This window comes from Streptomyces sp. NPDC041940 (genome assembly GCF_055589465.1).
This window is the reverse complement of record NZ_JBVJBP010000011.1, coordinates 139,719-151,724: the sequence shown is the minus strand read 5'-3', so window position 1 is coordinate 151,724 and position 12,006 is coordinate 139,719. Positions and strand designations below refer to the sequence as shown.

The window sequence follows — 12,006 nt, the reverse complement described above, 5'->3', positions numbered from 1 at the left end:
GGACACCCTGTCATGGAGATCAAGGAACAGCCCGGCGACGCCATGGGCGCGACGGTCGACGACTTCGACCACACCACCGCCTCGGACGCCGACATCGCGGCGCTCAAGAGCACCCTCTACACGAAGAAGATCGCGATCCTGAAGGGCCAGGACCTCGCCCCCGAGCAGTTCCTGGAACTCGGCAAGCGGCTCGGCCGCCCCGAGACGTACTACGAGCCGATGTACAAGCACCCCGAAGTGCCGGAGATATTCGTCTCCTCCAACGTGCCGGAGAACGGCAAGCAGATCGGTGTGCCCAAGACGGGCAAGTTCTGGCACGCCGACTATCAATTCATGCCGGACCCCTTCGGGATCACCCTCATCTACCCTCAGGTCATCCCGGAGAAGAACCGCGGCACCTACTTCATCGACATGGGCCGGGCCTACGGGAAACTGCCCGAGGATCTCAAGAAGGAGATCACCGGAACGTACTGCAGGCACTCCGTGCGCAAGTATTTCAAGATCCGGCCCCATGACGTCTACCGGCCTCTCTCCGAGGTCATCGACGAGGTCGAACAGAAGACCCCGGCCGTCCGCCGGCCGACCACCTTCACCCACCCCATGACCGGCGAGACGGTCCTCTACATCAGTGAGGGCTTCACGGTCGGTATCGAGGACGAGAGCGGCCGGCCGCTCGACGAGGAGCTGCTGAAGCGGCTGTTCGACGCCACCGGTCAGCTCGACGAGACCTTCGAGCACGAGAACATCCATCTGCAGGGCTTCGAGAAGGGCGACCTGCTGGTCTGGGACAACCGCAGCCTCATCCACCGCGCCCGGCACACCACCACACCCGAGCCGACCGTCTCCTTCCGTGTCACCGTGCACGACGAGCGCAGGCTCCACGACGGCATGGAGGCGGCGGCATGACCGACGAGGCTCTGCTGGCCCAGGTACTGACGCCCTACAAGGAGCACTGCAAGTACCTGCGTTCGGCTGTCGTGACGGAAAAGGAAGGCCGGGCTTTCGCCCGGTGCGAGTTCGAGATACCCGAGTCGTGCTACATCGACGACACCGGACACCTGAATTCCGTCGAGGTGAACATCTGCTACAACCAAATGATGTATTACCTCGTCGCCAAGTCCGTGAAGGACGGCATCGGTACGGGATTCGAATCCTGGACGCTCGACGACTTCTGGAAGCACCAGCTTCCCGACATCCTCATCGCCCGTTTCTCAGCGCGATTCCGGCGCCCGGTCGATCCCCGTGCCTTCTCCGGGGAGATGGAGTTCCGGACCGTCACCCGGCGCACCCGGACCGGCGGCACCCCGTTCCTGCACGCCGAGACCGCCTTCCGCTACCAGGACGCCGCATCGGGGCGCTGCGACGGCGAGGCGACCCTCGCGTTCGTCAACGTCCCCTGACCGCCGAAGGGTTCGCCCATGAAGACGCTCGTCCAGAGCACCCGGCACCACGCCGAGCACCGACCGGACCACCCGGCGGTCCTGTGCGAGGGCCGCAGCCTGACCTACGCCGACCTCCACCGCGAGAGCAACCGCGTCGCCCACGCCCTGCGCGCCGCCGGGCTCGCCCCCGGTGACCGGGTCGCCTACCTCGGCAAGGAGTCGGAGCACTACTACGAGATCCTCTTCGGCTGCGCCAAGAGCGGCACCGTCCTCGTCCCGGTCAACTGGCGGCTCACCGCACCCGAGGTCAGTCACATCCTCCAGGACTCCGGTACCCGGCTGCTGTTCGTGGAGGAGGAGTTCGCGGCAGCCGTCGAGGAGGAGCCCGAAACCGTCGTACATCTGGGGTCCTTGGACGTATGGCGCGCACCGCACCCGCACCATGACACGGAGTTCGAGCCCACCCCCGACACCCCCGTCGCGCAGCTCTACACCAGCGGCACCACCGGACTGCCCAAGGGCGTCGTCCTCGCCCACCGCAGCTTCTTCGCGATCCGCGACGCCCTGGCGAGCGAGGGCCTCGACTGGATCGACTGGCGGGCCGGCGACATCGCCCTGATCGGCATCCCCGGATTCCACATCGGCGGACTGTGGTGGGCCACGCAGAACTTCAACGCCGGCACCACGGTCGTCGCCCTGCGCGCCTTCGCCGCCCGCCCGGCCGTCGACCTCATCCGCGACCTCGGCGTCACCACCGCCTGCGTCGTGCCCGCCATGCTCCGGATGATGCTGACAGAACCGGGCGTCGGCGCCGAGGACTTCACCACCCTGCGCAAGACGGTCTACGGCGGCTCCCCGATCTCCGAGGCGCTGCTGGAGGAGAGCCTCGCCGTCCTCGACTGCGAGTTCGCCCAGATCTACGGCCTCACCGAGACCGGCAACACCGCCGTCTGCCTGCCACCGGCCGCCCATGTCCCCGGCAGCCCCCTCATGCAGGCCGCGGGCCGCCCCTACCCGGGAGTCCGCGGCAAGGTGATCGACGGCGAGGGCCGCGAACTGCCGCCGGGCGCCGTCGGGGAGGTCTGCCTGGCCACGCCCGCGCACATGGTCGAGTACTGGGGACTGCCCGACAAGACCGCCGAGACCCTCGTCGACGGCTGGATCCACACCGGCGACGCCGGATACATCGACGAGGACGGCTACCTTTTCATCCGCGACCGGATCAAGGACGCCGTCCTCGTCGCCGGCGAGAACGTCTACCCCGCCGAGATCGAGAACGTCCTGGAAAGCCACCCCGGAGTCGCCGAGGCCGTCGTCGTCGGCGCCCCCGACGAACGCTGGGGCGAGTACGTCCACGCCTTCGTCGTCCCCACGGCCGGGCAGCAGCCCAGGCCCCGGGACCTGCACACCTTTCTCGTCCCGCAACTGGCGAGCTTCAAGCTGCCCGCCCGCTACGAGTTCATCGACAGCGTCCCGCGCAACCCCAGCGGCAAGATCCTGCGCCGGGAACTGCGCGACCGCTTCTGGGGCGACTCCGCACGCAAGGTCAACTGACCGGCCACCACGGCTCATCGGTACACCGGCCCATCGAGAGAGAACGACATGCCTGCTCCCCTCACGCTGGAGGGCTTCCGCGCGGACCTGGCGGAACTCCTGCACCAGCAGCCCGACGAAGTCGACCTCGACGAGAACCCCTTCCACGCGGGACTGGACTCCCTGCGCGTCGTCACCCTCATCGAACGGTGGCGGGAGACCGGCGTGGAAGTGACCTTCGTCGACCTCGCCGAGTGCACCTCGTTCGCCCAGTGGTGGCGGCTGCTCTCCGTACCTCGGGGAGGAACCACGTGACAACGGCGCGCCATCCGCTGCTGGCCGCCCAGGAAGGCATCTGGACCGGCCAGCAGCTCGACGCGGACAGTCCCGCCTACAACACCGCCGAGTACGTCCACATCCACGGACCGGTGGACACGTCCGCCTTCGACGCGGCGCTGCACCACGTGGTCGCGGAGACGGAGGCCCTGAACGCCGCCTTCGTCGTCGACGACCAGGGCCGCCCCTGGCAGATCGACGCCGCAGCCGCCGACTGGCGTCCGCACACCGCGGACCTCACCGCCGAGCCCGCCCCGCACGCGGCGGCCCTGGCCTGGATGGACCAGGACATGTCCCGCCCTGTGGACCTGACACGCGGCCCCCTCTTCGGCCACGCCCTGCTCCGCATCGCACCGGAGGAACACCTCTGGTACCACCGCGTCCACCACATCGCCCTCGACGGCTTCGGCCTGTCGCTGGTCGCCCGCCGGGTCGCCCAGGTCTACACGGCCCTGACAGCGGGTGAGCCGGTCGGGGACAGCGGCTTCGGCACCCTGGCCTCGGTGCGGGAGGAGGAGCGGACGTACCGCGAGTCGGCCCGCTTCGCCCAGGACCGCGCCCGCTGGACGGACCGTTACGCGGACCGGCCGCCCGTGGCCACACCCGCCGGCCGTACGGCCCTGCCCGCGCGCACCTTCCACCGCCGGGTGGTCGACCTCGACGCCGCACGGACAGCGCCCCTGCGTGCCGTCGCCCGCGACCTCGGGGTCACCTGGTCGGAAATCCTGCTGGCCGTGACGGCGGCCCACCTCCACCACGCGACCGGCGCCCCGGAGATCGTCCTCAGCCTGCCGGCGATGGGACGCCTCGGCTCCGTCTCGCTGCGCGTCCCCTGCATGGTGCGCAACATCCTGCCCCTGCGCGTCACCGTCACCGCCTCGGACAGCCTGCGCGACCTCGCGGCCCGGGTCTCCGCCGAACTCCGCGCCGGACTGCCGCACCAGCGCTACCGCTACGAACAACTGCGGCGCGACCTCGGACTCGTCGGCGGACAGCGCCGGTTGTCCGGCCCGGGCGTGAACATCATGCCGTTCGCGTACGACCTGCGGTTCGCCGGACACCGCAGCACGGTCCACAACATCTCGGCCGGCCCCGTCGACGACCTGTCCGTCAACGTCTACGACCGCTCCGAGGGCGGGGCCCTGCGCATCGCCGTGGACGCCAACCCCGACCTCTACGACGAGGCGGACGTCACCGCGTTCCAGGAGGGGCTGCTCGCTCTGCTCGAAGCGGCCGTCACCGCCCCCGGCCGGGCGCTCGGGGAGTCGCGTGCACACGAGGCGGTCCAGGTCCTGGACGGAGGGCCGCTGACCGTCCCGGCGCGACCGGTCCTCGCCCTGATCGCCGAACACGCGGCCCGGAGCGGTGGATCCGTCGCCGTGGAGCATGACGGGCACAGCATCACCTACGCGCGGCTCTTCGGAGCGGCAGGCGCGCTCGCCCGCCGCCTGTCGGCTCGTGGGGTCGGCCGCGATGACCTGGTGGCCGTCGCCCTGCCGCGCGGTATCGAGGCGGTCACCGCCGTCCTGGGTGTCCTGCTCTCCGGGGCGGCCTACTGCCCGCTCGATCCGACGGCGCCCCCGGCGCGCAGGGCCGAGCTGCTGGACGGCGTCCGTCCCGCGCTCGTGGTGACGTCCGGCGCCCACGCCGGCGTTTTCACGGACCGGACGATCCTGCGACTCGACGAGCCGGAACCCGAGGCCGCGGCCGCTCCGCCGACGACCCCGACGCCGGACGGCCTCGCCTACGTCATCCACACCTCGGGCTCCACCGGCCGCCCCAAGGGCGTGGCGATCGGCCACCGTGCCCTGGCACATTTCGTCGCCGGCGCCACCCACCGCTACGGCCTCCACCGCGGGGACCGCGTCCTGCAGTTCGCCCCGCTCCACTTCGACACCAGCGTCGAGGAGCTCTTCCTCACCCTCTGCGCGGGCGCCACCCTCGTCGTCCGCACCGGCGACATGACCGAGTCGGTCCCCGGTTTCCTGGACGTCTGCGCCCGGCTGCGGATCAGCGTCCTCGACCTGCCGACGGCGTACTGGCACGAATTGGCCTACGCCGTCTCGACCGGCACCGCGACCCTGCCGACCGAGGTACGCACCGTCGTCATCGGCGGGGAGCCGGCCCTGCCCGCACGGGTCGACGGCTGGCGCGAGGCCGTAGGGACGTCGGTCCGGCTGCTGAACACCTACGGCCCCACCGAGGCCACCGTGGTCGCCACCGTCGCCGACCTCCACGACCCCTCCCTCGCCCCGGGCGACGTCCCCATCGGGCTGCCGCTCCCCGGCACCCGCGCAGCGGTGGTCGACGGCGAACTCCACCTCCTGGGCGACAACCTGGCCCTCGGCTACCGGGGCGAACCGGTCCCGGACGCCTCCCGCTTCGCCCCGCTCGACCGACTCCCCGGCGCGCCCCGCGCCTACCGCACCGGTGACCTGGTGCGGATCGGCGACGACGGGCAGCTGCGCCATCTGGGCCGTGCGGACGCCGAGTTCAAGATCAGCGGACACCGGGTGCACCCGGCCGAGGTGGAGAGCGTCCTGGTGACCCATCCGGGAGTCCGCGACGCCGTCGTCGTCGGCCAGGTGCTGGGCGACGGAACACGGCGGCTGAGCGCGTACGTCGTCCCGGACGGGCCCGCACCGGCCGTGGCCTCCATCCGGGACCGTCTCCGGGCGGTGCTGCCCGCCGCGATGATCCCGTCGGCCGTCGCGTTCCTGGACCGCCTGCCCCGGACGAGCTCGGGGAAGATCGACAGGAAGGCGCTGGACACGCCCGGCGAGCAGTCGGCCGCGGCCCACAGCTCGCTGGAGCGGACCATCGCCGCCGTCTGGCAGCACATGCTCGGCGCGGCCGCCGTATCCGCACAGGACGACGTCTTCGACCTCGGCGCCCAGTCGCTGCAAGCCATCCAGGTCGCCAACCGACTCGGCGTCGAACTGGGCCGCGACGTGAAGGTGGCCTGGCTGTTCCAGCATCCGACCCCGGCCGGGCTCGCCCGGTACCTGGAGCGCCAGGGACAGCCCACCGCTCCAGGTCTGCCGGCGGCCCTGCTCACGGACACCGTCCTCGATCCGGACATCCGGCCCGGCGAAAGACCTCGGACGGACGGCGGACCGGACAGGGTCCTGCTCACCGGCGCCACCGGCTTCGTAGGCGTACACCTGCTGGCCGAACTCCTCACGGCCACCGACGCGGAGGTCGTCTGCACGGTCCGCGCCCCAAGCCCCGCCGAGGCCACAGCGCGCCTTCACCAGGCCATGGAAACCCACCGGCTCCACCTCCCTGACACAGCGAGGAAGCGCATCACGGCGGTATGCGCGGACCTGGCCCGCCCCCGACTCGGCCTGGACGAAGAGACGTTCGGCGAACTCGCCCGCACCTGCGGGGCGATCCTCCACAACGCGGCGACCGTCAGCATCATGCGCGAGTACGCCACCCTCCGTGCCGCCAACACCCATTCCACGAAGGACCTGTTGCGCATGGCGGCCGTACGGTCGGCCCCCCTGCACTTCGTCTCCACTCTCTCCGTCGCCCCGCCCCTCGCCCTCAGCCCTGAAGTGCCGGAGGCGTTCCTGCCGTCCCACCCCGGACTGCGCTACGGCTACCAGCAGTCCAAATGGGCGGCCGAGCGCCTGCTCGAACAGGCCGCGGGTCGGGGTCTGCCGGTCACCGTGCACCGGCTGGGCCGCGTCGTCGGCCCGTCCGCCACCGGTTACGTGAACGAGCGGGACTTCCTGTGGAGCGTGCTGCGCGCGGGCGTTCCCGCGGGCATCGTGCCCGACCTGTTCGAGGAGGAGGTCTGGGCGCCGGTCGACCACGTCGCGAAGGCCCTGGTCCATCTCTGCCTCGGGCAACCCCTCACGACGGCAAGGGTGTTCAACCATGCCGGCAGCGTCCCCGTGCGGCTGGGCGATGTCTATGACTGGCTGGGGGAGTACGGCTACCCCTTGCGGCGCATGCCGCTGGACCAGTGGCGCGCCGAGCTTCCCCGCACGTCCGGCGTTGCGGCGGCCATGCTCTCCTTCTTCGACTCCCATGCCGCCACCGAGCCCGACCTGCGCCTCGGGCGCGTCCGCGCCGACAACGTCGTGAACGCCCTGCGCGGCGGCGGCATCACCTGTCCGCCTGTCGGCCGGGACCTCTTCTTCCGCTACCTCGATCACTGCGTCGCCACCGGAGCGCTGCCCGCCCCGGTCCGGCAACACGGCCATCTCGGCGCGCCCGCAAAGTAGTTGACCTGCTTCGGGAACTCAACGGCTCCGCCCTCCGACTACTGGACCAGAACCCACCACGGCTCATGAGCAGCCCGCACCAAGGAGCAAGCATGTCGACGAAACGGCCGGTCGCCGCCGCCCTGGCCGGTGCCCTCTGCCTCATCACCACGGCATGCGCCGGCTCCTCGACGGACAAGGACGGCACCCCGGGCGGCAACGCGTCCGCGGCCGCCGCGCAGTCCGGCTACCCCGTGACCCTCGACAACTGCGGGGTGCCGGAGAAGTTCACCAAGACACCCGGCCGCGTCGTCCTCATGAACGGAGCCTCGGTCGCCGAGGTCTCCACCCTGCTCGCCCTGGGCCTCGGTGACAAGATCGTCGCCAACCAGCAGAGCTACGGCATGTCCGAGGTCCCCGGTCGCGCCAAGGCGATCAAGGCGCTGCCCAACGGCGACGTCAAGCTCAACGACGCCTACGACATCCCCCGTGAGGCGATGGTCGGGCTGCGCCCCGACCTGGTGCTGTCCACGACCTCCTACGGCTTCGACGAGAAGAACGGCTTCGCCACCCGCGAGCAGCTCGACCAGGTGGGCGCCAACACCTACGTGTCCCCGCAGGGCTGCGACCAGGACACCTCCAGGATGACCATCGCCGACAGCTACACGCTGCTGCGCGACATGGGCAAGGTCTTCGGCAAGAGCGACCGCGCCGAGAAGCTGATCGCCGCCTCGGAGAAGAACATCGCCGACGTCTCGGCCAAGGTGAAGGGGGAGAAGAAGCCCAAGGTCATGGTCCTGTTCTCCAACATGGCCATGGGCGGCAACGACTTCAGCTCGGTCGTCGCCAAGGGCATCTACAACGACATCCTCGCCAAGGCCGGCGGCTCCAACGCCTTCGAGAACGCCTCCAAGACCTCCTTCGCCGACCTGAGCAAGGAGAAGGTCGCCGCCACCGATGTCGACGCCCTCGTCGTCATCGGCTACAACGACCCCGATCCGGCGGCCTACGCCAAGAAACTGCTGAAGGAGTTCCCCCAGTGGCCGGCCGCGAAGAACAAGAAGTACGTGGCGCTGTCGGACTCGATGTACCTCGGCCCGAGCAACGACCTGGCCGTGAAGAAGATCGCCGGGATGCTGCACCCCGACAAGGTCTGAACGGCCTGCGGCTGACTCTCGCTGTCGGTGCCCTGCTGGTGCTGCTCGGCGCCGTCATGGTGGTGGCGGTGAGCATCGGAGCGGTCACCATCCCGGTCGGTGACGTGTGGCGGATCCTCCTGCACCACGTCACCGGGCAGGGCGCCACCGCCGACCCGGCCACGGACCAGATCGTCTGGAGCTTCCGGGCTCCCCGCGTCGCCCTGGCCGCCCTGGTCGGCGCGGGCCTGGCCGTCGCCGGGGCGGTCCTCCAGACCCTGGTCTCCAACCCGCTCGCCGACCCGATCGTCCTGGGCTTCTCCTACGGCGCCTCGCTCGGGGCCGTCCTGGTCATCACCCTCGGCGGTGTCGCCCTCGGCGGCCTGGCCGGCCTCGGGGTGTCGGGCGCCGCGTTCGTCGGTGCCCTGGCCGCCGGGGCCCTGGTCTTCGCCCTGGGGCAACGGCGGGGCCGCCTGGCCCCCACCCGCCTGGTCCTGGCCGGAGTCGCGGTCGGCTACGTCCTGCTCTCGATCACGAGCTTCGTCCAGCTGCTGGCGACTCCCACCGAGTTGCGGACGGTGATGTTCTGGATGCTGGGCAGCGTCGCCGGCGCCCAATGGGACCAACTGCCCACCGTCACGGTCGTGGTCCTGACGAGCACCGTCGTACTGACCCTGTTCGGACGGCGGCTCAACGCCCTGCTGGCCGGCGACGAGTCCGCCACCGCACTCGGCGTGGACGTCGACCGGCTGCGGGCCGTCCTGCTGGTCATCAGCGCGCTGCTCACCGGCACCGTCATCGCCGTCGCGGGCGGCATCGGCTTCGTCGGCCTGATGATCCCCCACCTGGTCCGCCTCACCGTGGGCGCCGACCACCGCAGGCTGCTGCCCCTGACCGCCCTCCTCGGAGCCGTCTACCTGGTCGTCGTGGACCTGCTCTCCCGCACCGTCAACCGCCCCAACGAACTGCCACTGGGCATCCTCACCGCCCTGCTCGGCGCCCCCTTCTTCCTGTGGCTGCTGCGCCGCAACAAGGGCCTGGACACCGTATGAAACTGACCGTGGACCACCTCCACATCACCCTGGACCGCAAGCCGATCCTCCGCGCGGTGAGTCTGGAGGCCGCCAAGGGCGACATCGTCGGGCTCGTGGGACCCAACGGCAGCGGCAAGTCCACCCTGCTCCGCACGGTCTACCGCTCACTGCGCCCCGCCGACGGCGTGGTCAGAGTGGGGGACGACGACGTCTGGTCGCTGTCCGCGCGCACCGCCGCCCGCCGCACGGCAGCCGTGCTCCAGGACGCCGGCACCACCACCGGCCTGACCGTGACCGAGATCGTCGCCCTGGGCCGGACACCCCACCACGGCCTCATGGGCCGGGACGGCACCGAGGACCGCCGGGCCGTGTCGGAGGCCGTCGACCGCTGCGGCGTCGCACCCTTCGCGGACCGCGACTACGCCACCCTCTCCGGCGGCGAACGCCAACGCGTCCTCCTGGCCCGCGCCCTCGCCCAGCGCCCGCATCTCCTGGTCCTGGACGAACTCACCAACCACCTCGACATCCGCGCCCGCTTCGAACTCCTTGACCTGATCCGCAGCACCGGCATCACCACCCTCGCGGTCCTCCACGACCTCGACCTCGCCGCCCGGCTCTGCGACCACCTCGTCGTCCTCCACGAGGGCGAGGTGGTGGCGGCCGGACCCGTACTGGAGGTCCTGACACCGGACATCCTGCGCGGCGTCTTCGGCGTACTCGGCAGGACGGAGCGGCACGAGGACGGCGTCGTCCGCATCACGTACGCGGCCCAGCCGCTTGCCCCCGTCCCGTCCGGGACGGCGTACTCCCAGGCCCCGCCCCGCCGCGTCAGGGATGCGTCAGCATCCGCCCGCCCGCCGTCAGCGTCCCGTCATGAAGGGTCACAGGACCCGGCGACCCGGGCATAGCGTCACCGGAGAGCCCCGGTACGCGCCTCCGCACCGGGGCCGTCCGTCAGCCGGTCCCTTCCGGGAGGTGTCCCATGCCAGAACTCCTGCCGGCGCAGACCGCCTCCCGGCCGGACCTCCGTCCGTGCCCGCCCGGCCAGGACCAGGCGGGTGCGTGGCCTGTCTCCTCCGCACACCACTCGGTGAGCGCGCACCACCCGGATTCACGTCCCGCGCCGCGTCCCCCGCACACCACCTCCGGGCGAGCCTTGGCCCGGCCCTCGCCCGGAGGTGTTCCAACCCCTTCTGCTCCCGTCCCGCCGGGAGTGACCAGCGCCGCCCGTTCCTCGTCCGATGACGCACTCGCGCGTCCGTGCAAACATGGCAATCGCGGCACGCGCGACGCCCGCGTCCCGCAAGGAGGTGAGCCATGACGGCCCACGACACGCCTCGGCAGGAGATCCCCGTCGTCGACTGCGCCCTGTACGAGCACGGGCGCCGCAGGCCCGGACGGCTGCCTCTGGACGAGGCCATGGACGCCACGCGCACCACCCCTGGCGGGTTCGTCTGGATCGGCCTGCACGCCCCGACCGCCGAACAGCTCCAGGTCGTCGCCCGGGCCTTCGGCCTGCACCCGCTCGCCGTCGAGGACGCCCTCAACGCCCACCAGCGACCCAAGCTGGAGCGCTACGACGACACCCTCTTCCTCGTCCTGCGCACCGCGGTCTACCTGGAACACGAGGAGCTGACGCCCACCACCGACATCGTCGGCACCGGCGAGATCATGGCCTTCGTCGGCCGCGACTTCATCGTCGTCGTACGCCACGACCCCGCCCGGCACCTGGGCGGTGTCCGCACCGGCCTGGAAGCCGACCCCGAGCGTCTGGCCCACGGCCCGGTCGCGGTGCTGCACGCCATCGCGGACACGGTCGTCGACCAGTACCTCGACGTCGTCGCCGCTCTGGAGGCGGACGCCGACCAGGTCGAATTCGACGCCTTCTCCCCGGAGGCCCGACACGACGTCGGCCGCGTCTACCAGCTCAAACGCGAGCTCCTCGAACTGCGTCGCACCGTGGCGCCGCTGGCCCAGCCCCTGGGCGATCTCGCCGAGCGCCGCGTCCCCGGCGTGGACCGGGAGCTGGCCGCGTACTTCCGTGATGTCGCCGACCACCTGGCCCAGGCCGCCGAGCGGGTCACGGTGCTCACCGAACTCGTCGACAACGCCCTGTCCATGGCCCTCGCCCAGACGAGCGTCCAGCAGAACCACGACGTGCGCCGCATCAGCGCGGCCGCCGCCCTGATCGCCATCCCCGTCGCCATGGCGGCTGTCTACGGCATGAACTTCGACCACATGCCCGAGCTGGGCTGGCTGCTCGGCTACCCGGCGATGCTGATCATCACCGCGGCCCTGGTCACCCTCGTCTACCTGGTCTTCCGCAAGAAGCGCTGGCTCTGACGACCGCCTTGTCGCCATTTGGCACACT

The 12,006-nt window shown here is 70.9% G+C and carries 9 protein-coding genes; all 9 read left to right on the top strand.

From position 1 onward, the window contains the following. Window positions 1-12 precede the first annotated feature (12 nt). The 9 genes from scoE (at window position 13) to ACZ6I3_RS20315 (ending at window position 11,978) form a co-directional block, all read left to right on the top strand. Window positions 13-906, top strand: a complete 894-nt coding sequence (gene scoE, locus ACZ6I3_RS20355) for a (3R)-3-[(carboxymethyl)amino]fatty acid oxygenase/decarboxylase (protein ID WP_469416224.1) — start codon at window positions 13-15, stop codon at window positions 904-906. Next, complete coding sequence (gene scoD, locus ACZ6I3_RS20350; protein WP_469416223.1) at window positions 903-1,400, top strand: (2E)-enoyl-ACP glycyltransferase; 498 nt, start codon at window positions 903-905, stop codon at window positions 1,398-1,400. The genes scoE and scoD overlap by 4 nt, the downstream gene beginning before the upstream one ends. 18 nt (window positions 1,401-1,418) lie before the next feature. Continuing rightward, window positions 1,419-2,936 carry a long-chain-fatty-acid--CoA ligase gene (locus ACZ6I3_RS20345; RefSeq protein WP_469416221.1) on the top strand — a complete coding sequence of 506 codons (1,518 nt, stop codon included), beginning with the start codon at window positions 1,419-1,421 and terminating at the stop codon, window positions 2,934-2,936. A 48-nt stretch (window positions 2,937-2,984) separates the two neighbouring features. Further along, complete coding sequence (locus ACZ6I3_RS20340; RefSeq protein ID WP_469416219.1) at window positions 2,985-3,230, top strand: phosphopantetheine-binding protein; 246 nt, start codon at window positions 2,985-2,987, stop codon at window positions 3,228-3,230. Next, window positions 3,227-7,486: an amino acid adenylation domain-containing protein gene (locus ACZ6I3_RS20335; RefSeq protein WP_469416217.1), complete on the top strand. Its 4,260-nt coding sequence runs from the start codon at window positions 3,227-3,229 to the stop codon at window positions 7,484-7,486. The genes ACZ6I3_RS20340 and ACZ6I3_RS20335 overlap by 4 nt, the downstream gene beginning before the upstream one ends. Window positions 7,487-7,578: 92 nt before the next feature. Further along, on the top strand, window positions 7,579-8,622 hold the full coding sequence (locus tag ACZ6I3_RS20330; protein WP_469416215.1) for an ABC transporter substrate-binding protein: 1,044 nt from the start codon (window positions 7,579-7,581) through the stop codon (window positions 8,620-8,622). A gap of 56 nt (window positions 8,623-8,678) precedes the next feature. Next, window positions 8,679-9,653, top strand: coding sequence for a FecCD family ABC transporter permease (locus tag ACZ6I3_RS20325; protein WP_469416367.1), 975 nt, complete (start codon window positions 8,679-8,681; stop codon window positions 9,651-9,653). Further along, window positions 9,650-10,543: an ABC transporter ATP-binding protein gene (locus tag ACZ6I3_RS20320; RefSeq protein ID WP_469416214.1), complete on the top strand. Its 894-nt coding sequence runs from the start codon at window positions 9,650-9,652 to the stop codon at window positions 10,541-10,543. Before ACZ6I3_RS20325 ends, ACZ6I3_RS20320 begins: the two co-directional genes overlap by 4 nt. A 409-nt stretch (window positions 10,544-10,952) precedes the next feature. After that, on the top strand, window positions 10,953-11,978 hold the full coding sequence (locus ACZ6I3_RS20315) for a magnesium and cobalt transport protein CorA (RefSeq protein ID WP_469416212.1): 1,026 nt from the start codon (window positions 10,953-10,955) through the stop codon (window positions 11,976-11,978). Window positions 11,979-12,006 lie beyond the last annotated feature (28 nt).

Bases quoted from the DNA above. Each gene is read 5' to 3' on its own strand.
- scoE (WP_469416224.1), top strand. From the start codon at position 13: ATGGAGATCAAGGAACAGCCCGGCGACGCCATGGGCGCGACGGTCGAC.
- scoD (WP_469416223.1), top strand. From the start codon at position 903: ATGACCGACGAGGCTCTGCTGGCCCAGGTACTGACGCCCTACAAGGAG.
- ACZ6I3_RS20345 (WP_469416221.1), top strand. From the start codon at position 1,419: ATGAAGACGCTCGTCCAGAGCACCCGGCACCACGCCGAGCACCGACCG.
- ACZ6I3_RS20340 (WP_469416219.1), top strand. From the start codon at position 2,985: ATGCCTGCTCCCCTCACGCTGGAGGGCTTCCGCGCGGACCTGGCGGAA.
- ACZ6I3_RS20330 (WP_469416215.1), top strand. From the start codon at position 7,579: ATGTCGACGAAACGGCCGGTCGCCGCCGCCCTGGCCGGTGCCCTCTGC.
- ACZ6I3_RS20325 (WP_469416367.1), top strand. From the start codon at position 8,679: ATGGTGGTGGCGGTGAGCATCGGAGCGGTCACCATCCCGGTCGGTGAC.
- ACZ6I3_RS20320 (WP_469416214.1), top strand. From the start codon at position 9,650: ATGAAACTGACCGTGGACCACCTCCACATCACCCTGGACCGCAAGCCG.
- ACZ6I3_RS20315 (WP_469416212.1), top strand. From the start codon at position 10,953: ATGACGGCCCACGACACGCCTCGGCAGGAGATCCCCGTCGTCGACTGC.